Origin of the sequence: Larkinella sp., assembly GCF_965227735.1 — a bacterium.
GTDB lineage: Bacteria > Bacteroidota > Bacteroidia > Cytophagales > Spirosomataceae > Larkinella.
This window is the reverse complement of the sequence record NZ_OZ245776.1, coordinates 4,026,321-4,047,282: the sequence shown is the minus strand read 5'-3', so window position 1 is coordinate 4,047,282 and position 20,962 is coordinate 4,026,321. Positions and strand designations below refer to the sequence as shown.

The window sequence follows — 20,962 nt, the reverse complement described above, 5'->3', positions numbered from 1 at the left end:
GTAAGGGGAGTCGGTCAGGGAACTTAGGTTGTAATTAAACTAGATTAACTTAGCAATTATACTGTAATTTCCGGTTTTTTCGGTTACTTCCTGCGTTATAGTAGCCGTATAGACAACTTTTTGCGTCAATCCGTTGGAAAACAATTCAATTAAATTTCCTCCTGCTTTTCAGGAGCTTCTTTCGGCCCAACTGACGCTAACGCCGTTCGAAACAACCGCCTATACGCCGTTTTCCCTGTTCCGCGTTGCAGACACTTCGCTGGTTCTGCATTGCATCGACTTAGTGACCTATGCCCAACTCAGGCAGCAAACGGATGTACGGTATTTTTTCCAGCAGCTTTCCAACCGGTTTTCGTCCGAAAACTGGCGCTTGATTCATCTTTGGGAAGATGTCTGGCGGCAGCGTCCGACCATCGTCCTTTCACGACTTCGGGCACTGGTGGGCCTTTCCGAGCGGATTCCGGCCCGGCTCACGCAGGTTCGGCGCATTGACAAACCCACGGCCGGGCGGTTTTTGCAGGAAAACCATTTGCAGGTCGTAACGAACGCCAAATACAAGTATGGTTTGTTTCTGCCCGCGCGGTATTATCGGGTTCTGTCGGCGGATTTCCCCCTACAACCCGCCAACGCGACGGAACTGCTGGTGGCCGTTGCGACTTTTAGTCATCCGCGTTCGATCACCCGCAACGGGATCGCACATCGGTCGGTCGAACTCGTGCGGTTTGCCAATCACCTGAACTGCACGGTCGTCGGCGGGCTGGACAAACTCCTGAAAGCCTTCGTAACCGACGTTCGGCCCGACGACATCATGACCTACGCCGACCGCGACTGGTCGAATGGCCGGAGTTACGAAAAGCTGGGTTTCAGCCGATTGGAGTTAACGGAACCCAACCACTTCTGGGTTAGTCCGGGTGAGTGTATCCGGCATTATCCCAGTCAGTTGCCCGGCGGTTTAACGGAAAACGAGATGGCTGATAGCGGGTATATTCCGGTTTATAATGCGGGGAGTATTAAGTTTGTGAAAATTCTTTAACGGTTTACGGTTTTGGGTTTACGGTATTCGGTGGGCTGACGCAAGCGGCTATGGATGCGTCAGTCCACCGAATACCGTAAACCCAAAACCGTAAACTAATCCGCTACTTGAAAACCACCGTCATCCTCGGTCCGACCGCAAGTGGAAAAACCCGGCTGGCGGTACACGTTGCCCGGCGGGTGAAGGGTGAAATCATCAGCGTGGATTCCCGGCAGGTTTACCGGGACATGGACATCGGAACCGGCAAGGATCTGGACGAATACCAAATTGATAATCAATCGATTCCGTATCACCTCATCAACATCGTCGACGCGGGTAGTGATTACAATCTGTTTCAGTATCAGCAGGATTTCAGCCGCGTACTGCCTGAAATCCTGGCGCGTGGTCACGTTCCGATCCTTTGTGGCGGAACCGGTTTATACCTCGAAGCGGTTTTGAAAGGGCACCGGTATACGGCCATTCCCGTTAATCAGACTTTGCGCACGGAGCTGGAAATGAAAAGCGACGATGAGTTGCTCGAACGGTTTCGGCACGTTCCTTCCGAGTATACCCATCTGGCCGATACGTCCACCCGCAAACGGTTGATTCGGGCGATTGAAATTGCCACCTATTTAACCGAAAATCCGGCAACCGATTTCTCCGGCCCGGTTTCTCAACCCGATGCGGTGGTTTTCGGAATCGATTTACCCGTTGAAGTTCGGCGGCAGCGAATCACGGAGCGGTTGCACCAACGGCTGCAAAACGGCTTGATCGACGAAGTTCAGCGGTTGCTGGAAAATGGGATTCCGGCCGAAAAACTGATTTTTTACGGACTGGAGTATAAATTCATCACGCAGTATCTACACGGCGAACTGGAGTATGCGACCATGACCGCCCGGCTGGAAACCGCCATTCACCAGTTTGCCAAGCGCCAGATGACGTTTTTCCGCAAAATGGAACGCGACGGTTTGCGCATTCACTGGCTCGATGGCCAACTACCAACCGCTCACTTAGTTGATATAATAGTGACTGATTTTCAATCATTTACTTTTTGAAAATTCAACTCTTAATTCATAACTCCTAACTCTCAACTCCTATTCCGGCAGTTTTCCGTATTTTTGAGCCATGACCCAAACCACCAACCCGCTTGTATTCCTAGAAGCGTTACATCAGGAGATTCAACAAACGAAATACGGCCAGCAACCCGCAGAATTATACGACCCGATTGGTTACATTATGAACCTGGGCGGCAAGCGGATGCGGCCGCTGCTGACGCTCATGGCCGCTTACCTCTTTGGTGACGACTGGCAAAAAGCCCTCAAACCCGCCGTGGCCGTTGAAGTTTTCCACAATTTCACGCTCATGCACGACGACATCATGGACCAGGCTCCCCTGCGCCGGGGTCAGCCAACGGTGCATGAAAAGTGGAATCACAACATCGCCATTTTGTCGGGCGACGTCATGCTGGTCAATGCCTACGAATTGCTGCTGGATGTTGAAACCCCGTATCTGAAAAAGGTGCTGGCCCGCTTCAACCGCACAGCCGCCGAAGTTTGCGAAGGACAACAACTCGACATGAATTTTGAAACCCGCTGGGATGTTTCGGAAGACGAGTACATCGAGATGATCAAGCTCAAAACGTCGGTTTTGCTCGGTTTTGCGCTCGAACTGGGCAGCATCATTGCCGGGGCCCACGATGTGGAGAGCCAGCGGCTGCGCGAAGGTGGTATTAACATCGGCCTGGGTTTCCAGTTGAAAGACGATTTGCTGGATGTCTACGGAGATCCGGCGAAATTCGGGAAACAGGTTGGAGGTGATATTATTGCCAACAAAAAAACGTTTTTACTCATCGAAGCCCTGCAACAGTCGAGTGGCGCGTTGAAAAATGAACTCATCGGCTGGCTCAGTGCGACCGAGTTTGACAAGCAGGAAAAGGTTCAGGCCGTCACCGCCATCTACGACCAGCTTGGCATTCGGCAACTGACGGAAGCCCGAATCAATGACTTTTTTACGCGGGGCTTTGCTAATTTCGAACAACTTTCGGTCGATCCGGCCCGGAAGGCCCTGTTGCTGGATTTTACCAAACAGCTTATCGAACGGGAAAGCTAGGCTGACAAAACCGCCCGTACCAACTCACGTCTCACACCACAACACGTTATGACCGTTACGCTTGCCATTATCGTCATTACCGGACTCGTTAGCTTTTACGCCTGGCGAAACGAGTCTTTTCTGGACAGTATGATTCTGAACCCGCAAAAAGTGCTCAAACGGGGCCAATGGTACCGGCTTTTGACTTCGGGATTCATTCATGCCGACCTCAGCCACTTGCTGTTCAACATGTTCACGCTGTTTTTTTTCGGAACGCTGATCGAACAAGTTTTCGGTTCCCTATTTGGCCCTTCCGGCCCGCTTTATCTCCTGATTTTCTATCTCGTTGCGATTGTGGTGTCCGATATTCCTACGCTGATTCGGCAGCGCAATAAATCCAATTACAATTCACTGGGGGCGTCGGGGGGCGTCTCGGCACTGCTGTTTGGCGCAATTATGTTCCAGCCCACCGAAAAGATTTACCTCATGGGCATCATCGGCATTCCCGGTTTTATTTTCGGCGCCCTCTACATGGGTTATTCCTTCTACGAATCCCGGCGCGGACGCGGCACCATCAACCACGATGCCCACTTATACGGTGCTATTTTCGGTATATTCGTCGTTATCCTGCTCTATCCACCCGTTGTTCCCTATTTTATGCAGCAGATTTCGAACTGGAAGGTGTTTTGAAAATTGACGATAGACCGTTGACGATGGTCAATCGTCCATCGTCCTTAAACCATGTGGCAGCTACTGAATCAACCGTATCCGTGTGAAGACCCGGTTCGCCGGCGGTGGGCCAAGGCGTTCTGGATTGGGGTTTTTGTGGGATTGTTTCTGCTGATTTTCCAACCCTTCGGGCTGAATAGCTGGGTAACGCCTTACAAAACCCTCAAAATCCTGGGGTTTGGCCTGATTTCGTTTCTGGTGACGGCCGGTCTTAGCCTGCTTCTGCCGGTTTTTCTCCCGAAGCATTTCACCAACGAACGCTGGACGGTGGGGCGCGAAATTCTCTGGATCACGGCCCACATCACGCTGATCGGGCTGGTCAACTATTTTTACATCAATGCCCTGATCGCCAATCCCATTCACGCCATTGAGCTGTTCGGTATGATCGTCGTCACGTTTCTGATTGGCATCTTTCCTTCGGCGGGGTCCGTTCTGGTCAATTACATCCTCAAACTCAAAAAATACCAGCAGGCCGCCCGGGAAATACCGGTTCGTGAACACCACGCAGAAAGTCTTAGCGCGGAGCCGACCCAGCCGGTTTTGGTCACGCTCACGGCCGAAAACGAAAAGGATATCCTCAGCTTCCCGCCTTCCGACCTGCTCTACATCGAATCCAGTGACAATTACTCGACGGTGGTGTATTTGAAAAGCAACCAGCCCGTCAAAACCTTGCTTCGCAGCAGCCTCAGCCGACTGGAAACGCAGCTTACCGGCAACGCCGTCCTGGTGCGGTGCCACCGGTCGTTCATCGTCAATCTGGAGAACGTGGAAAAGGTGACGGGCAACGCGCAAGGCTACAAGCTCCATCTGCACGACGGCGATTTCCAAATACCGGTGGCCCGGAAATACAATGATACGCTGGTGGCCCAACTCAAATCGATGGCCTGAGCCTTTGCCAAACGTCCCAGCGGCTTTACCAAAGACCCCGAAGCTTGCCAAACGCCCCAAAAAACCGCTATACACCCCGCTGATTTGCCCCGTTTGACGGCTCCGCGTAGGTTTGTTTCAACGAATTGAACACAACTAAACGCTTTCGGAGTCATGAATCTCGTATTAAAACTCATGTTGATTGTCCACATCGCTTCGGGTTTTCTGGCCTTGCTGGTAGGCCTTGTTCCTATGGTATCGAAAAAAGGCGGTCGCCTGCACAAACTCACCGGGCGGGTGTTTTACGGGTGCATGGCTGCGGTTTGTCTGACGGCTGTATACCTGGTTTTCTTCAAACCCAGCACCCTGTTTCTGCTGTTTATTGCGATCCTGAGTTTCTACTTCTGTTTTTCCGGTCGGCGCATTCTCCGGCTTAAAAATTCGCAAAACCGGTTGACCCGAACGGATCAGCTTGCCGCGTATGGGGCTTTGGGTGCCTCGCTGGTGATGTTCGGACTGGGTGTACAGGCGGTTGTGGGCTGGTTTTCAACGGGCAGTATTTCCACGTTCGGCATCCTGTATTTCTTCTTTGCCGGTCTTTTATTTTCCAATGCCTTCTACGATGTCAGGTTATTCCACAATCCGGAAAAAGCCCGATACGGCAAAATGGAGTGGTTTTTTGGGCATATCAGCCGCATGTGCGGTTCGTACATTGCCACGCTGACGGCTTTTGCGGTGGTCAATACCCGGTATTTGCCCGACCATCATTTCATGATCGACATTGCAGCCTGGGTATTGCCGGGGGTTATTGGGGGGATTCTGATTGGTCGGACGATCCGGTATTACATTCAGAAATTCAATGTACTTACCCCCGCTGGGGCTAATTGATTTTCAATAACGAAGCGTTATTTGACCTTCTATCGGTCATCCCTACGGGATTTTAGACCCACTTGGTTCCTCTCCCCCCGGTTTTACCGGGGGCTACAAGATGAATCATCCCTACGGGATTTATCGGATTCGACAAATCCCGTAGGGATGATTCATCTTGTAGCAATGGTTTTAACCCGGCGAAAAAGGGAAAATCAAATCCGGCAAATCCCATAGGGATGATTCATCTTGTAGCAATGGGTTTTAACCCGGCGAAAAAGGGGGAAATCAAATCCGACAAATCCTGTAGGGATGGTCCATTTTGTAGAAACCACGTCCGCATTATAGAGAAATGAATCCCGTAGGGATGAAGCATCTTGTAGCCCTCAAAAATCGTTAATTTTTGAAACCCGAAAGACCCTAAAATCTGTGGATATTTATTTAAAAAAGCCTTTGGGGTCGGGCATTTTCTCACGGAGTTCCTGGAGATACACGAAGTCAACGGCACCGAGATCCAGCGCGCGGCCTTTGTGCAGATTCTCCCAGGCTGCGGAATAATCGCCCTTGGAAAAATTAGCCCACGACAACCGCATGAACGTATTGGCGTTCGTTACGTCGTATTGAAGTGCTTTGTTAAGTACAGAAATGGCATCTTCGAGCAGTTCGGCATCTTTATTTTCCTTGTACTGCTTGAGTTCCACTGTGGCGAGGTCGGTCATCAGAACGGCATTGCTGTCGGCGACGGCCAGCCCTTTTTTCAGGAGCCGAATCGACTCGGGCATTTTGTTTTGCTGGTAGCTGATGACGCCCAGCCCCCAATACGTATCGGAATTTTTGTCGTCCAGCAGCCAGGCGAGATTAAAGCGGTAGGTAGCCGTATCCAGTTGCCCTTCCGTCAGGTATTCCCAGGCACGGGTCGAGAAAAACTGGCTCGCTTCCTTCCGGTTGGCAAAACTCTGGTCGCATTCGTTCAAAAACCGCACTTCCCAGTCGATATGCTTGGCCGATTTTGCCTGTTCTCCAAACAAAGGCGTCACCATGGGGTTAGCTACTGTGCGGCTGGGCTCTTTGGAAACCTCAACAACCGTATCACTCTTACCGGCTTCGACCTTCCGGGCAGAACTTACCAGTGATCCGGTCTGTGCAAAAACGCCCAGGGGCAGGCAAAGCAAAAGACCGAAAAACCGTATTCCTTTTGTCCGATTATTCATGTGACGTTCAACGTACTAACCCCTATAAAACGTAGGGGGATTCAATTTAGTACAAAATATTGAAAAACGGTTACGTCTTCCGGCGACGGGGTGGGCCGGTTTTGGGTTTGCCACTGCGGGCAGCCGCACTTTTGGGCGCTTTTCCGCGCGCCGACGTGCTGCGGCTGGGCGCGGTTTTGGCAGATGTGCTACGCCCTTTGACGGGAATCCCTTTTTTCTCGTGAAAAGCCCCTTTGAACGTCGGATCTTCCTTTTTCCGCTGGTCGTCGATCTCCCGCAAATAATCCTGCTGTTCGTCAAACGGCGTTTCCGTAATGGGTACGGCCTCCGGGATGGGTTCGCGTGGAATCTGCATCCGGATAATCTTCTCAATCTGCCGGATGTGATACTCCTCCGCCATCGTTACAAACGTAATGGCTTCGCCGGTGTGGTTGGCGCGGCCCGTTCGCCCAATCCGGTGGACGTAATCTTCGTAAATCAGCGGCACATCGAAATTGATGACGTGACTGACCTGGTTGACGTCGATGCCCCGCGCCGTTACGTCGGTGGTCACCAGCACGCGGATGTTGCCTTCCTTGAAGGCTTCCATCGAATTGATCCGCGTATTCTGGCCTTTGTTGGCGTGCAGAACGCGAATCCGGTCGTCGGCAATGACTTTCCGGGCCAGGAATTTATAGATGTTGTTGGCGGTTTCTTTGGAGCGCGCAAACACAATGACCCGGCTGGCGGCTTCAAAACTCATGAGATACGCCAGCAGATCGATCTTGGTTCTGAAATTAGGAACGGCGTAGATTTTCTGCGTCACCATATCCGCCGTCGATGCCTGGGGCGTCACCTCCACCCGCATCGGAAACTCCAGAAATTCGTAGGACAGTTCCTCTACTTTGGGCGGGAAGGTGGCCGAAAACAGCATGTTCTGCCGTTTTACCGGAATCACTTCCAGAATTTTCCGAATCTGCGGCATGAACCCCATGTCCATGATTTTGTCGGCTTCGTCCATCACCATCGTCGCCAGTTGCTTCACCACGATTTCGCCCCGTGAATAAAGGTCCGAAAACCGCCCCGGTGTGGCCACCAGAATATCGACACCTTTCTGAACGGCTTCAATCTGCGCTTTCGGGCCGATTCCACCGTAGAGCGCCAGGTGCCGGATGTCGGTGTATTTGGCCAGTTCCGTAATGGCCGCGTCAATTTGCATGGCCAGTTCGCGCGTGGGCGCCAGAATCAAGGCCCGGGGATGTTGCCCCTGCGCATACTTGATTTTCATCAGCAGCGGCAGCAGGTAAGCCGCCGTTTTGCCGGTGCCGGTCTGCGCAATGCCCAGCACATCGTGCCCCGCCATTGCCAGCGGAATCGCCTGTTGCTGGATGGGAGTGGGTTGCTCGTAGCCCGCTTCCGCGACTGCCGTCAGCAACTGTTTATTGAGCTTAAAATCTTCGAAGGAAGTGATTTCCATATAGTATGTATCTTGAACCTGGATTACGCAGATTAAAAGGATTTAAGACCGCGTCGGCAATCCTGGTTAATCCGTTCATCTGCGTAATCCGAGTTCAGGACTGATTCAAAACCGATTCAACACCCGCTCAATGCCACTGAGATAACCCGTTCCAAACAGGTTGAGGTGAACCAGCAGGGGATACAAATTGTAAATCGGGATCCGCTCCTGAAAACCGTCTTCCATCGGAAACGCTTCATCGTAGGCATCGTAAAACCGTTCATCAAAACCGCCGAATAAGGTCGTAAACGCCAGCTCGGCTTCGCGCAAACCGTAATAAACCGCCGGATCGATGAGGGCGGCATCACCCTGTTCGTTCACCATCACATTGCCCGACCACAAATCGCCGTGTAATAAGGCCGGGCGTTCAACCGGTAATAAATCAGGAAGCCGTTGGTATAATTTCTGAAACTTAGCGTATAACTCTTTCGAAATAAGTCCTTTGTAAAGAGCCATACCGGCCTGCGGCTGAAGACGCTGTTCGATGTAAAACGTGATTCCGTTGTCTGTTAATGTGTTGCTTTGCGGCAGCGAACCGATGTAATTATCAAAGTGTAATCCGAATTTGGACTGCGTGTGTGAATGTAACAACGCCAGCGACTGCCCGAATGATTCCCAGTAATTGGATTTAGGTACCACCGGATCAATGTATTCGAGCACCAGATAGGTCTTGTCGCGGTATTTTCCGTAGCCGATGACTTCGGGAATGTAGATGGCTTCCGTCGACCGGAGCAGGTCCAGCCCGCGCGCTTCCCACTCGAACATGTCGACATTCGCTTCGGGGTTCCATTTCACGAAAAACAGACCTTCCGACGAAAAAACCTGCGCAGCCGTGTTGACATTACCACCCACCAAAAACCGGGCTTCCAGCACCTCGACCGATCGGCCCAGAGTCTGGAAAAATACCCCCTCAAAAAAATCAAACTGTTCTTCTCCCAGCCACATCACTAATTACTGTTTCGGTTGTCGTGGTTCACTGTTTCGATTTACAGTTTCAAGTTGGTACTTTTGCCAACTTGTCCCGCGCTATGAACATCCAGATACAACACCTTTATGAATTGGCCCAACGCCCGGAACGCCGGATCGTCGGGCTGATGTCGGGCACTTCGATGGACGGTCTGGACGTGGCTCTTTGCCATATTAAAGGCTTTGGCCCCCAAACCGACGTGTCGCTCACCCATTTCGAGACCGTTCCGTATTCCGACGACCTGAAGGCGGAAATACGGAAAGTTTTCGCCAAAAAAGAAATTGATTTTCAACATCTGTGTCTGCTCAACGCCTGGATCGGGCAATTGCACGGCCAAATGGTGACCGACTGCCTCCGCCACTGGAACCTGTCGGCCAGTGACGTCGATCTGGTGGCCAGCCACGGCCAAACGGTTTTTCACGCGCCCAAAAGCCAGCATAAACTCGATCAATTCCCGAATGCAACACTCCAAATCGGTGATGGTGACCACGTTGCCGTCACCACGGGCATCATAACCCTCAGTGATTTTCGTCAGAAACACATTGCCAAAGGGGGCGAAGGCGCTCCGCTGGCCGTGTATGGCGATTATTTTATCTTTTCAAAGAAAGACGAAAACCGCCTGATGCTCAACATGGGCGGGATTGCCAATTTTACCTACCTGCCGGGAAACCTGGATGCCAACGAAGTCTTTACGACCGATACCGGCCCCGGCAACACGCTCATCGACGCCTTTACCCGGCAGCTTTTCAACAAACCGTACGACGCCGATGGCCGGATTGCCGCCAGCGGAACCGTGAATCAGGATTTAGTACAAATGTTGAAAAAAGATTCGTTTTTCAAGGCTCCCTTCCCAAAAACTACGGGACCGGAAGTATTTAACCCCGATTACGTCGACCAGGCGTTGCAACGCAGTCAGACCGGCAAAGACCTGACGCCCGAAGATCTGATTGCGACCCTGACCAGGTTCAGTGCGGAAACCATTGCCGAAGCGGTTCAAACCGTCATCAAACCGGGGGAATCGTATGTCGTTTACCGCAGCGGTGGCGGCATGCACAACCCGGTTCTGACCGGTTCTATTCAGGAATTATTGCCCGACTGCCGCTTCGCCAATACCGACGAACTGGGTATTTCCGGCGATGCCAAAGAGGCCATTCTGTTTGCGGTTTTGGCGAACGAAGCCGTCGCGGGCGGCTTCACATCCTTCGGAAATCGCCAGGGCGTTCCGACGGTGTCGATGGGCAAGGTTTCATTTCCGAATTAAACTTTGCCCCCAACCCCCTAAAGGGGGCTTCTCACATCTGGATTTTTTAGTCCCCTTTAGGGGGTTGGGGGTGAATAACAAGCATAACAAACATGAATGATATCATCATCATTGGGGGCGGTATTGTCGGGCTGGCAACGGCGCTGCAAATCAAGCGGCAGCGGCCCGGCCTTTCGGTCACCGTCATCGAGAAAGAAAACCGGTTGGCGGCCCACCAGACCGGCCACAACAGTGGCGTTATTCATTCGGGGCTGTATTACAAGCCGGGGAGTCTGAAAGCGACCAACTGCATTCGGGGCTACTGGATGCTGCTCGAATTCTGCGAACAGGAAAATGTTCCGTATGAACTCTGCGGCAAAATCGTGGTGGCTACCAAACCGGAAGAAGTACCGCTTCTGGATAATTTATACCAGCGCGGGCAGCAGAACGGTCTGGAAGGCTTGAAAAAGCTGACGCTGTCTGAAATGCACGAAATCGAACCGCACGTTCGGGGTGTCGAGGGCATGTGGGTGCCGCAAACCGGTATTATCGACTACGTGCAGGTGTGCGAGAAATACGCCGAAAAGCTGCGAGAACTGGGCGGAGAAATTCGGCTGGGCGAGAAAGTGACCCAGATCACACCGGGCAACACGCTCTCGGTGGTGGTGACCGACCGCGCCACCTACGAAACGAAACTGGTCATCAACTGCGCCGGGCTGTATTCCGACAAAATCGCGCAACTCACCCAACGACAAGAGATTGACGTCCGGATCATTCCCTTCCGGGGCGAATACTTCAAGATCCGGCCCGAAAAGGAATACCTCGTTCGAAACCTGATTTACCCGGTTCCGGACCCTAATTTTCCTTTTCTCGGCGTTCATTTTACGCGCATGGTGCATGGCGGTGTCGAAGCCGGGCCGAATGCAGTTCTGGCGTTTCAGCGGGAAGGCTACCGGAAGTCGGACATCAATTTGAAAGAGATGTACGAAACCCTGAGCTGGCCCGGTTTTCAGAAAGTAGCGGCCAAATACTGGGAAACGGGGCTGGGCGAAATGTACCGGTCTTTCTCGAAATCGGCCTTTACAAAAGCCTTGCAGGAATTGATTCCCGAAATCCAGGAAAACGACCTTATGGAAGGCGGTTCGGGCGTCCGTGCTCAGGCCTGCGACCGAACCGGCGGCTTGCTCGACGACTTTGCGATTCTGGAAACCGACCGGGCGATTCACGTTTGCAACGCGCCCTCTCCGGCGGCAACCTCTTCGTTGTCCATCGGTCTGACGGTCTCGGAAAAAGCCCTGGCGCGGTTTTAAAAGACCGAATAATTAGAAAAAGCTTAAAAAGGGAAATAATGCAAAAATCCATTTGTTACCTTCCCTATTTGCTTCGTAACTTGCAGAGCGTAAGCGTTAACCCTAAATAATTTTATTTTCCCTAACAAAAAATATGAAAAATTTTCTGTTTGCCATTGCCCTCTTAACCGTAATTACTTCCTGCAAAAGCAAAAAGCGATTAGCTGAATTGCAAACCGTTCATGACAAAGTAAAAATGGAATTGGAAGATTGCGCCAAAAAAACGGCCAGTCTGCAAAGCACCATCGGAACCAAAGACGCTGAACTGCTCACCAAAAACGGTCAGATTACTGATTTACAGAGTCAGTTGGACTACCTGAAAAAAACCAACACAAACCTGTTGGACCGGATGGCGGATCTGTCGATTGTTAGCAAAGCGGGTGCCGAAAGCATTCGCCGTTCACTGGAAACGCTCTCGAATGTATCTTCTTCCGCCCAAAGAAGAGATTCCATCAACCTGTTGCTGGTGAAAAATCTGAAACGGTCTCTGTCCGACATCAACGACAGCGATGTACAGGTGGAAGTGAAAAAAGGCGTTGTATACGTTTCTATCTCGGACAAAATGTTGTTCCCTTCGGCGAGTTACGTGCTGAACAAACAGGCGGAATCAGTATTGGGTAAAGTAGCACAGGTGATCAACGACCACCGCAACCTGGATGTGCTGGTTGAAGGCCACACGGATGTTTATCCGATCTCGACGCAATTCCTGAAAGACAACTGGGATTTGAGTGTAATGCGGGCTACTTCGGTGGTTCGGACGCTGCAAACTCAGTTTGGCGTAGCGCCGTCCCGCTTAACGGCTGGCGGTCGTTCAGAATTCATCCCGAAAGAAGACAACACCACGGAAGCGGGTCGTCAGGCCAATCGCCGGACCGAAATCGTTCTGTTGCCGAAACTGGACGAATTCTTCAACCTGCTGACGGAGCAGAAATAAGTTAAAAGAATGCTGATTCACCCCAAAATTCGGGGTGAATCAGCATTCATGCGAAAAGCTCCTGTTGTGTGGCCGTAAAACCACACAACAGGAGCTTTTCGCATGAATGCTGAAACCCACAATTCTGATATTATTTTCTTTTCGACTCCAACCTATTGGCCTGCCAATCGGGTCTTTCAATAGCAGAAGATTCATTCGTAAAAACCATTCGTTTCGGGTAGTAAAATGAAGGTTTTGCATTCATTTACGACTTAAACGCAATTGTGAGATTATTGACCCCGGAGGGGTCGAATGTTTGTAGCAAACCGGTGCGTTGAACCCTCCAGGCGTGCCGGAGGTACGCGAATGGTTGCGTACCTCCGGCACGCCTGGAGGGTTCAACGCACCGGTTTGCTACAAACATTACGTGCCGCTGGCACTTAAACAACTGTTAGGAAAGGGCATCATCTCATAGTTCGCGTTACTTAAAACCTGGCAACTTCATGAAGACTTTACTTTTCCTCTTTGTGGCCTGTACCCTTCTGTTTTCGTGTGCAGAAATAAAACCGGCCATTCGGGTTAAATTTGTCAATTTGACCGGCAAGACCCTGACTCGCGTTCAGACCACAAAAGGATCAATAGGGACGCTTAGGCCCCAGGCTACCAGCAAAGAGGTTCGATTCCAGGAATTGAAATCAATGACCTATCCTCAACTGGAAATTAAATTTTCGGCTGAAGTAGATGGCCAGAAATACATCCAACTACCAGAGTATTTATTATTTGACCCCATGTCCGCTTCTCAATCACCAGGTAAGTATTCATGTGAAATACGGCTTTCAACAACCAATAATAAAATTGACGGCTTTTTTATAAAGTGGGTAAAACAATCTTGACGAAGGCTAATGGGTCAAGATTGTTCTACCCCTTAGTAATTGGCAAGCCTATTCAAGCAGGATTATACCCCAATCGTATACCCGGTTTCAAACAATCCGTTCGGTTCAACGTGTTGAATGGCTTCTTTTTCTTCGAACGGAACGGGCGTTCCCTCGCGGTCGGCACAGCCCAGCCAGGGTTCGATGCAGACAAACTTCCCGCCCGGCTTGGCCCAGATGCCCAGATACGGAAACGCCGGAAAACTGACTGTTACGGCCTGATCGTGGTTGCGGCTCCGGATCGTTACACTCCGGGAAGCCAGGTTTTTGAACACCAGCGCGTCGTCATTGAATAAGTCGGCGGTCAGCGGCAACTGTTTGTCGACGGTCAAAACCGGCTCGGTTTCTCCCGTAAAATAGCCTTTGGTCGACAGCATATGGCGTTCCAGCGGTTCTTCGTTCTGAAACTCCAGGTAATAATCTTCGTAGTTTTCGTTCGGGAAAAATGGCACCGCAAACGCCGGGTGCGAGCCCACGGAGAAATACATCCGCTTGTCTTCCCGATTGATCACGCGGTAAATGAGGGTCAGCACCTGGTTGTCGATCTGGTATTCGATCTGAAAATCAAATTCATAGGGATAAACCGCCCGCGTTTTTTCATTGGATTTGAGGGAGAAACAGGCTTTCGTCGGTGTGGCTTCAATCACTGTAAATTCGGACTGTCGCGTAAAACCGTGCCGCTCCATCGGATACGGTTTTCCATCGACAATAATCTGGTTGTCGAGGCAGCCGCCCACCACCGGAAACAGATTCGGCGCGTGCCAGCCCCAAACCGCCGGATCGGCCTGCCAGAGGTGTTCGATACCGGTTTGTTTGTTATAAATGGACGTCAGTTCAGCCCCCTGGGAACGGATACTCACTTTGATAAAGTCGTTTTCGAGTGTTGTCATCGTCGGAATGAATGGTTTCGGCAAGTTCGTGACAAAAATGGGCAGAAAGCCGTAACTTCGGGCAAAATTTTACCGCATGGCTCCACAACGCAACCGGGCGCTGACGTTCATCTTCATTACCATTCTGATTGACTGCACCGGGATTGGGGTTATTGCTCCCATTGTTCCCCGATTGATTGAAGAACTGACCGGCGGAGATCTCAGTGAAGCTTCACAATACGGCGGCTGGCTTACGTTCTCGTACGCCATCATGCAATTTGTGTTTTCCCCAATTCTGGGCGGTTTGAGCGATCGCTTTGGCCGGCGACCGGTTTTGCTGATTTCGCTCTTTGGCCTGGGCCTCGATTACGTCTTTTGCGCCTTCGCGCCCACCATTGCCTGGCTGTTTGTGGCCCGGTTTATTGCCGGTATCTGCGGAGCCAGTTTCACGACGGCATCGGCCTACATTGCCGACGTCAGCCCACCGGAAAAACGGGCGCAGAACTTCGGTTTGGTCGGTGCGGCTTTTGGGTTGGGTTTCATCGTGGGGCCCATCATCGGCGGGGTTTTCAGTCAATACGGCAGCCGGGTTCCCTTCATGATTTCGGCGGGGCTGTCGCTTCTGAATTTTATCTACGGGTATTTTATTCTTCCGGAATCGTTGCCCCAGGAACACCGCCGGACTTTTGAGTGGAAACGGGCCAATCCAATCGGTTCGCTGGCCCGGTTGAAGCGGTATCCTGCCATCCTGGGTCTGGTCAGCACAATGGTGTTGCTGTACATTGCCGGTCAGGCCCCCCAATCGACCTGGACGTATTATGTCATCGAAAAATTTCGCTGGAACGAAACGTGGGTGGGCTATTCGCTCGGCTTCATCGGGCTAACGGTAGCCATCGTTCAGGGCGGTTTAATTCGGGTCGCGATTCCGAAACTGGGGCAGCGGAAGGCGGTTTTTACCGGAATGAGCTTCTCCATCATCGGGTTCACCCTGTTTGCGTTTGCCACCCAGGGCTGGATGATGTTTGCGTTTATGATTCCGTATGCACTGGGTGGTTTGGCAGGCCCGGCCGTTCAGGGGCTCATTTCGTCGCAGGTGCCGCCCAACGAACAGGGCGAACTGCAGGGTGCGCTGACGAGTCTGGCGAGCATGACTTCCATCATTGGCCCCTTGTTAATGACGCATTTGTTTGCGTATTTTACCAAACCCGAAGCGCCGGTGTATTTTCCGGGAGCGCCCTTTCTGATGGGCGCGGTGTTGACGCTCGTCAGCGTCTTTTTAGTGGCAAAGGCCTTGGGATCTGATCCAGTACCGGTACCCAAAACGGAAGAAGCATCTTCCCGCCTTTAACCACAATATGCAATACCGTACGATTTATGACATCGCAGCCCAAGGCTACGAAGAGTGGTTCTGGGCGTATATTTCCGCCGGATTCGTTGCCGCCACACTGATCGTTTTTATTTTTTTCCGCTCCTGGAAACACCGGAAGGTACTCCTTTTTGTCACCTGCGGCCTCTCTGTGGTAACTTTTGGAATACCTTTTTTTGACTACAATCACCTGAAGAGCAAATTGGAAGACCCGAACTGCCTGAAAGCCGAGGGAATCGTAACCGGCTATTGGGAGAAAATCTGGCGCGATAAAGATGCCAGTAATAAGTGGCAGAATTATCATTATGAAAGCTTTATGGTCGACACCGTCAAATTCGGCTATTACATCCGGGGTGGGGGCAGTGCGGCCGGTTTTCAAAACAATGATTCGATTCGGATTCCGATTCGCGACGGGATGTATATGCGGGTTCATTACTACGACGAACCCGTTATCACCAACGGAACGGTCAACAACCGGATTTTGAAGCTGGAAGTCGCCCCGTGAAATAGCGACCTCCTGAGTTTGTGTCTCACAAGCCTGAAAGGCTTGCCTGTGGACTGCCTGTGACAGCGATTTTGTTCCCCATCGCTTTCGGTACGTAGAAGTACCTGTTTTCAAGAATCCGTACATTCCCTCTAAAAAAAAGCCGCGCCATCCGCCACCTTTGTAGCGTCGAAAGACACAGCAACAACAACTACTGAACAACAAAGAACAACAACACGTACTAATGGAAAAGCAAGCCTGGGCAGAATCGTGGGAAGATTCGAACACCCGCTTCCACCGTCCGGACGTTCACCCGTACGTACTGAAACACCTGACGCCGTTTGCGTTGATGGAAAAGTCGATTTTTGTGCCGCTCTGCGGCCGGTCGCTCGACCTGGTGTACTTCAGTCAATTTGCGGAACGCGTCGTGGGTGTGGAAAAGGTCGAGAAGGTGATCCTGCAGTTTTTTGCGGAAAACCAGCTTGCGTATGAAAAAGTCGGGGAGCGGTATATCTCGAACAATCTGACCATTTTTTGCAAAGATCTGTTCGCCTTAACGCCCGAAGAAGTCGGTGAGATTGACCTCGTTTACGACCGGGCTTCGTTGGTGGCGTTACCGCTTCCCCTGCGGGTGGAGTACCTGCAAAAAATGGAAACACTGACCGCTCCGGGAACGGAGTATTTTCTGAACACGCTGGAATATGCACCCGCCATGAACACGGCCCCGTTCAGCATTGCTCCCGAAGAGGTCTACGGGTATTTTCCGAATTACGTCGTTAAGCACGTCGAAAGCCCGGAAGCGTCCCACCACCGCCTGATGCGGAAATTTAATCTGCATTTTCTGCGGGAACACGGTTTTATGATGCGGAAGCTCCACGACGCGTCGTATGCGTCACTACGCGAGTCGGCCAACCGCAGTTTCTACGAATTTTCGTAACGGATTGTCTTACTTTTTTCTGACCGGTTTTTGGGCTGTATAGCCCTTTTTTCCGTGAAACCAGTGGGTGGCCTGACCGGTCAGCCACAGGTAATAATCAGAATCCAGATCGGGTTCGATGCCGACAAATTTACCGTCGCCGTTCAGTGGTAATTCGCCTTCTTTTCTGGTTTTGAAAATCGCCGTTCCTTCGTCCACTTCGTCGAACATCGCGACGTATAAGCTTTGCGCTCCGGCCTGCTTCGCTCCGGCAACCTGACTCCACAGGAAATCACCTTTCAGCCGCGGAATCTGGTTATAAACACTCGGGCTATTTTTTAGATTTCCCCAGCTAAAACCGGGAAACACCAGCGGCACGTAATCTACGTTGTTGGTTTTGCACCAGGCCACATCACCCGCCAGTGTATTGCCCGAAACCGTCGCGTAAGTTTCGGCATTATACCGCCCCACCGCCCACGGCATGATGACGTCCACACTTTTGATCAGCGGATGAAGCAGTTCCGACGGTTCGGTGTCTTTCGTCATCGTTCGCCAGTAATACGGTACGCCCAGCAAAACCGACGTTTTTTTGGTGGGACCTTTTACCTTTTCCACCAGACTCTGAATATCGGCGACGGTATACCGCCGGTTATCATTAAACCCAACGCCCCAGATGGCCAGCAGCGGTTTGCCATTGTGTCGCAGATACGTCGGATTTTCCTTATTATTGAACAGCTCAAAAAGTTGCTGCAACTCGTTCCAGTCATTCACCAAAATGTCCATGTCCGCCGACGTAGAACCGCTCAGATCGTACATGATGGAAATAGCCCGTTTGTGCTTTTTAGCCGCTTTCAGCGCATTCGCCAGCACTTTGTTGAAATGCCGCTTCCCTTTTTCGGACTTGATTTCGGACAAAAACCGCTGCATGAACACGCCGTCGATGCCGTAGTCCTTCATCCATTTGAAATGGAGCTCGACACTGGTTTCGTCGTAGGGACTGTAAACCGCTGCGTTTTCTCCGTTGGCATACTGAAAAGCGGTTTTGTAGGTATTGGGGTACTCTTTTACGTCCGGCCAAAAATCAATCGACGCATACCCCGGCTCGAATTTCTCCCTTTTCTGATAATGATGCCAGCCCCGGTCGGACGCATCGCCCTGGGCAGCAAACCAGCCCTGGTAACCCGCCATCACCAGGCCATTGTAGCTGGTGTATAAACAGCCGGTTTCGTCGTATTTGGCTTCAGCAGGCTGGCTTTTTGCATCAAAACCAAACAGAATGGCCATAAAAATCCCGGCCAGGAAAAAGCGTTTTTTCATGGTATCCAAGTAAAATCGAGTGTTAGTTTAATTCGTCAGCGCGTGATTCAGAACGTTATTGGGGCGAGTTTTAGAAGAGAAATACACTGATTCTTATTTTTGAGTTGGTTCCACCAGTTCGTCCAGGGTCCAGGGTTTCTCGCGTCCGGCGGTTCGTTGCCGAACCGTTTTTACGTCGGCGGGGCGTATGCCGGGGTTCTGGTTGTTCCCAAATTCGTACCGGATGTAACTCAGCACAGACGCCAGCCACTCGTCATCATTGGCACCCATCGCGGGCATCACATCCGGGTAGGTTTGCCCGTCGATCGGACCGGAAAGACCGTGCAGCAAAATCCGAATGGCGATCTCCTTGTTGCGGTTGCGAACACGTTGCGAACCCATCAACGGCGGGGCGGCTTTGCTTTCCAGCCCTTTGCCATCCGAGCCGTGGCAGGTCGTACACAGCGACTTATAAATCGTTGAGCCATTCAAAACCAGCTTCCGGTCGGTTTCGTCCAGACTGCCCAGCCGCCGTCCGAACTTCTTGACATCCTCATTCTTGTCCAGGCTTTTCTGCGCGCGGGCCACCATCTCATTGCCGGACGCCAGGGCAATAATTTCCTGCGCCAGAGATTTGGCTTTTGGCAACGAACTATACGACAGCGAAAGCACCAGTTGCGTGCGAACATCAAAACTCGGATCGGTTTTCAAATCTCCCAATCGCGCCAGCAGCGACTCGTCATTCTGTTTCAAATACGGTTCACCCAGCAGAATTCCCGCTCTTCTCACCTGCGCATCCTCATCCGTCAATGCTTTCAGAATGACGGTTTTGTCAATGGCGTTTAATCCTTCCAGCGTCCACAAAGCATGAAGCCGACCCAAAGCAGAAACCGGTTTTTGTCCGGTAGCCATCGCATTCAAGGCCGGAACTACGGATTGATCATTCCGCACAATCAGTTCTTTCTGGGCATTATCGCGCCACCAGCCATTGGCGTGTTCAAGATAGGTGACTAGTTTATTGCTGGATTCGTCCAACATCTGTGGCTTTGGTCCGGGTTTAAGTCCATCGTGTACCAACCGGTAAATCCGGCCGTGCTGAATGTTTTTATCCAGCCCCAACCGCGTGATCTGGGGCCGCAGGTAACTATCTTCCCGCGTCCAGTTACCTTCCTGAATGATGCCCCGGTTCATATCGACGATATACAGACAACCATCCGGCCCGGTATACATGTTGACCGCCCGGAAATTCATATCCGTCGACGCAATGAATTCTTCTTTCTGGTAGGCATTTTCCAGCATCGTTTTGCCCGCTTTGTTGCTCACTTTCGCCCGGCGAATCAGCCGCCCGACCGGTTCGCTGATCAACAAATCGCCCGACAAATCCAACGGCAACCGATCTCCCCGGAAAATTACCTGCCCGCAACTGGCCGTAAAATGGTTCAGCGTCGTATCCGTTGTCCGGATGCGCTGCACCCCGCCCTGGACATCCGGTGTTTTGATGATCGGCCAGACGGCGTTGAATTCCTCACTATATTGATCCCTGAATTCCAGCCGCCCGTACATCGGATTGATCTGAAAACCCAGAGCCGGAACCTCGCCACCCGCCGACGAGAAATACAGCCGCCCGTAATTGTCGTGTGTCAACCCCCACTGACCACCGGAACCGCTGGGAATCGAGTCTGCTTTCAACATCCCGTTGGTATAGCGAAACCGCACCGGATCAACGGTGACGTAAATCCAGTTGTCCAGATTCCAGTCCAAACCGCTGCGCTGGTGTTCCAGGTTGCCGGGTGCTTTTTTCCCCGGATTAAAAACCGGTTTTTTCTGATCGGCCACGCCATCGCCGTTGGTGTCCTTGTAACTGTAAATGTCGTAGGTGTCGGTTTCGTTGACCAGCAGTTCATGACCGACGCACAGCAACATGCGGGGCAACACCAGTTTGTCGATAAAAACGGAGCTTTTGTCCATCTTTCCGTCGTTGTCGGTGTCTTCCAGCAGCATCACCCGGCTGACCGGATCGTGCTCGTGCGAACCGTCCACATCCTGCATGTAGGTATTCATCTCCACGACGTACATTCTGGCGTTCCCATCCCAGGCCACGGCCACCGGCTCGTGAATCATCGGCTCACTGGCGACCAGTTCGAGGTGATAGCCTTTGGGCAGCCGGAATGATTTCAGACTTTGCTCGGGCGTTAAATGAGCCGGTGACGGATTGGCCGTAAATGCCGGAACCGTTTCAACGGTTTGACTCGCCGGGGTTTGCGTCGTGCCCTGGGAATTTTGCCGGGACACCTGACACGTTACGGCCAGCATGGAAGCGGCCAGCATACCGCTGATCCAGATTGGTTTTTTCATGGGTTT

General features: G+C 51.7%; 19 protein-coding genes. 13 read left to right on the top strand and 6 right to left on the bottom strand.

Annotated elements, in window-relative coordinates; genetic code table 11:
- The first annotated feature begins 133 nt into the window (after positions 1 to 133).
- The 6 genes from ACO064_RS15840 (at position 134) to ACO064_RS15815 (ending at position 5,584) form a co-directional block, all read left to right on the top strand.
- Positions 134 to 1,033 (top strand): hypothetical protein, encoded by a 900-nt coding sequence (locus ACO064_RS15840; RefSeq protein WP_421828236.1) that lies wholly within the window; start codon positions 134 to 136, stop codon positions 1,031 to 1,033.
- Positions 1,034 to 1,140: 107 nt separating this feature from the next.
- Complete coding sequence (miaA, locus tag ACO064_RS15835) at positions 1,141 to 2,067, top strand: tRNA (adenosine(37)-N6)-dimethylallyltransferase MiaA (protein ID WP_421828235.1); 927 nt, start codon at positions 1,141 to 1,143, stop codon at positions 2,065 to 2,067.
- A gap of 70 nt (positions 2,068 to 2,137) precedes the next feature.
- Positions 2,138 to 3,121, top strand: a complete 984-nt coding sequence (locus ACO064_RS15830; RefSeq protein ID WP_421828234.1) for a polyprenyl synthetase family protein — start codon at positions 2,138 to 2,140, stop codon at positions 3,119 to 3,121.
- A gap of 48 nt (positions 3,122 to 3,169) precedes the next feature.
- Positions 3,170 to 3,790, top strand: coding sequence for a rhomboid family intramembrane serine protease (locus ACO064_RS15825; protein ID WP_421828233.1), 621 nt, complete (start codon positions 3,170 to 3,172; stop codon positions 3,788 to 3,790).
- Between the two features lie 51 nt (positions 3,791 to 3,841).
- Complete coding sequence (locus tag ACO064_RS15820; protein ID WP_421828232.1) at positions 3,842 to 4,717, top strand: LytR/AlgR family response regulator transcription factor; 876 nt, start codon at positions 3,842 to 3,844, stop codon at positions 4,715 to 4,717.
- Between the two features lie 153 nt (positions 4,718 to 4,870).
- On the top strand, positions 4,871 to 5,584 hold the full coding sequence (locus ACO064_RS15815) for a DUF2306 domain-containing protein (RefSeq protein WP_421828231.1): 714 nt from the start codon (positions 4,871 to 4,873) through the stop codon (positions 5,582 to 5,584).
- Between the two features lie 416 nt (positions 5,585 to 6,000).
- Here the strand turns inward: ACO064_RS15815 and ACO064_RS15810 are convergent, their stop codons facing one another.
- The 3 genes from ACO064_RS15810 to ACO064_RS15800 form a co-directional block, all read right to left on the bottom strand.
- Positions 6,001 to 6,774, bottom strand: coding sequence for a tetratricopeptide repeat protein (locus ACO064_RS15810; protein ID WP_150877893.1), 774 nt, complete (start codon positions 6,772 to 6,774; stop codon positions 6,001 to 6,003).
- Between the two features lie 70 nt (positions 6,775 to 6,844).
- The gene (locus tag ACO064_RS15805) at positions 6,845 to 8,230 is read right to left on the bottom strand and encodes a DEAD/DEAH box helicase (protein WP_421828230.1); all 1,386 of its coding nucleotides are present in this window, start codon (positions 8,228 to 8,230) and stop codon (positions 6,845 to 6,847) included.
- Between the two features lie 105 nt (positions 8,231 to 8,335).
- A complete protein-coding gene (locus ACO064_RS15800; RefSeq protein WP_421828229.1) occupies positions 8,336 to 9,214 on the bottom strand; it encodes a fructosamine kinase family protein in 879 nt (292 codons plus the stop codon).
- 83 nt (positions 9,215 to 9,297) lie between these two features.
- Here ACO064_RS15800 and ACO064_RS15795 point away from each other — a divergent pair, with 83 nt between their 5' ends.
- The 4 genes from ACO064_RS15795 (at position 9,298) to ACO064_RS15780 (ending at position 13,631) form a co-directional block, all read left to right on the top strand.
- Positions 9,298 to 10,497 carry an anhydro-N-acetylmuramic acid kinase gene (locus ACO064_RS15795; protein WP_421828228.1) on the top strand — a complete coding sequence of 400 codons (1,200 nt, stop codon included), beginning with the start codon at positions 9,298 to 9,300 and terminating at the stop codon, positions 10,495 to 10,497.
- Between the two features lie 92 nt (positions 10,498 to 10,589).
- Complete coding sequence (gene lhgO, locus ACO064_RS15790; RefSeq protein WP_421828227.1) at positions 10,590 to 11,786, top strand: L-2-hydroxyglutarate oxidase; 1,197 nt, start codon at positions 10,590 to 10,592, stop codon at positions 11,784 to 11,786.
- A 133-nt stretch (positions 11,787 to 11,919) separates the two neighbouring features.
- A complete protein-coding gene (locus ACO064_RS15785; protein ID WP_421828226.1) occupies positions 11,920 to 12,759 on the top strand; it encodes an OmpA/MotB family protein in 840 nt (279 codons plus the stop codon).
- 482 nt (positions 12,760 to 13,241) lie between these two features.
- Positions 13,242 to 13,631, top strand: a complete 390-nt coding sequence (locus ACO064_RS15780) for a hypothetical protein (protein WP_421828225.1) — start codon at positions 13,242 to 13,244, stop codon at positions 13,629 to 13,631.
- 62 nt (positions 13,632 to 13,693) lie between these two features.
- On the opposite strand, the gene ACO064_RS15775 is transcribed toward ACO064_RS15780, so the two are convergent.
- A complete protein-coding gene (locus tag ACO064_RS15775; RefSeq protein WP_421828224.1) occupies positions 13,694 to 14,560 on the bottom strand; it encodes an aldose 1-epimerase family protein in 867 nt (288 codons plus the stop codon).
- A 76-nt stretch (positions 14,561 to 14,636) separates the two neighbouring features.
- On the opposite strand from ACO064_RS15775, the gene ACO064_RS15770 reads away from it, so the two are divergent.
- From ACO064_RS15770 to ACO064_RS15760, 3 genes are all read left to right on the top strand, one after another.
- Entirely contained in the window at positions 14,637 to 15,887 is a 1,251-nt protein-coding gene (locus ACO064_RS15770; RefSeq protein WP_421828223.1) for a TCR/Tet family MFS transporter, read from the top strand.
- Positions 15,888 to 15,894: 7 nt separating this feature from the next.
- Entirely contained in the window at positions 15,895 to 16,410 is a 516-nt protein-coding gene (locus ACO064_RS15765) for a hypothetical protein (protein WP_421828222.1), read from the top strand.
- Between the two features lie 223 nt (positions 16,411 to 16,633).
- Positions 16,634 to 17,326 carry a thiopurine S-methyltransferase gene (locus ACO064_RS15760; protein ID WP_421828221.1) on the top strand — a complete coding sequence of 231 codons (693 nt, stop codon included), beginning with the start codon at positions 16,634 to 16,636 and terminating at the stop codon, positions 17,324 to 17,326.
- A gap of 9 nt (positions 17,327 to 17,335) precedes the next feature.
- On the opposite strand, the gene ACO064_RS15755 is transcribed toward ACO064_RS15760, so the two are convergent.
- Positions 17,336 to 18,622, bottom strand: coding sequence for a glycoside hydrolase family 71/99-like protein (locus ACO064_RS15755; protein WP_421828220.1), 1,287 nt, complete (start codon positions 18,620 to 18,622; stop codon positions 17,336 to 17,338).
- A 93-nt stretch (positions 18,623 to 18,715) separates the two neighbouring features.
- Positions 18,716 to 20,956: a DUF7133 domain-containing protein gene (locus ACO064_RS15750; protein ID WP_421828219.1), complete on the bottom strand. Its 2,241-nt coding sequence runs from the start codon at positions 20,954 to 20,956 to the stop codon at positions 18,716 to 18,718.
- Positions 20,957 to 20,962: the final 6 nt, after the last annotated feature.

Excerpts from the sequence above, each read along its gene's own strand:
- lhgO (WP_421828227.1), top strand. The coding sequence starts at position 10,590 with ATGAATGATATCATCATCATTGGGGGCGGTATTGTCGGGCTGGCAACG.
- ACO064_RS15805 (WP_421828230.1), bottom strand. The coding sequence starts at position 8,230 with ATGGAAATCACTTCCTTCGAAGATTTTAAGCTCAATAAACAGTTGCTG.
- ACO064_RS15825 (WP_421828233.1), top strand. The coding sequence starts at position 3,170 with ATGACCGTTACGCTTGCCATTATCGTCATTACCGGACTCGTTAGCTTT.
- ACO064_RS15795 (WP_421828228.1), top strand. The coding sequence starts at position 9,298 with ATGAACATCCAGATACAACACCTTTATGAATTGGCCCAACGCCCGGAA.
- ACO064_RS15765 (WP_421828222.1), top strand. The coding sequence starts at position 15,895 with ATGCAATACCGTACGATTTATGACATCGCAGCCCAAGGCTACGAAGAG.
- ACO064_RS15775 (WP_421828224.1), bottom strand. The coding sequence starts at position 14,560 with ATGACAACACTCGAAAACGACTTTATCAAAGTGAGTATCCGTTCCCAG.
- ACO064_RS15820 (WP_421828232.1), top strand. The coding sequence starts at position 3,842 with ATGTGGCAGCTACTGAATCAACCGTATCCGTGTGAAGACCCGGTTCGC.
- ACO064_RS15780 (WP_421828225.1), top strand. The coding sequence starts at position 13,242 with ATGAAGACTTTACTTTTCCTCTTTGTGGCCTGTACCCTTCTGTTTTCG.
- ACO064_RS15810 (WP_150877893.1), bottom strand. The coding sequence starts at position 6,774 with ATGAATAATCGGACAAAAGGAATACGGTTTTTCGGTCTTTTGCTTTGC.
- ACO064_RS15830 (WP_421828234.1), top strand. The coding sequence starts at position 2,138 with ATGACCCAAACCACCAACCCGCTTGTATTCCTAGAAGCGTTACATCAG.
- ACO064_RS15800 (WP_421828229.1), bottom strand. The coding sequence starts at position 9,214 with ATGTGGCTGGGAGAAGAACAGTTTGATTTTTTTGAGGGGGTATTTTTC.
- ACO064_RS15760 (WP_421828221.1), top strand. The coding sequence starts at position 16,634 with ATGGAAAAGCAAGCCTGGGCAGAATCGTGGGAAGATTCGAACACCCGC.
- ACO064_RS15755 (WP_421828220.1), bottom strand. The coding sequence starts at position 18,622 with ATGAAAAAACGCTTTTTCCTGGCCGGGATTTTTATGGCCATTCTGTTT.
- ACO064_RS15770 (WP_421828223.1), top strand. The coding sequence starts at position 14,637 with ATGGCTCCACAACGCAACCGGGCGCTGACGTTCATCTTCATTACCATT.
- ACO064_RS15815 (WP_421828231.1), top strand. The coding sequence starts at position 4,871 with ATGAATCTCGTATTAAAACTCATGTTGATTGTCCACATCGCTTCGGGT.
- ACO064_RS15750 (WP_421828219.1), bottom strand. The coding sequence starts at position 20,956 with ATGAAAAAACCAATCTGGATCAGCGGTATGCTGGCCGCTTCCATGCTG.
- ACO064_RS15785 (WP_421828226.1), top strand. The coding sequence starts at position 11,920 with ATGAAAAATTTTCTGTTTGCCATTGCCCTCTTAACCGTAATTACTTCC.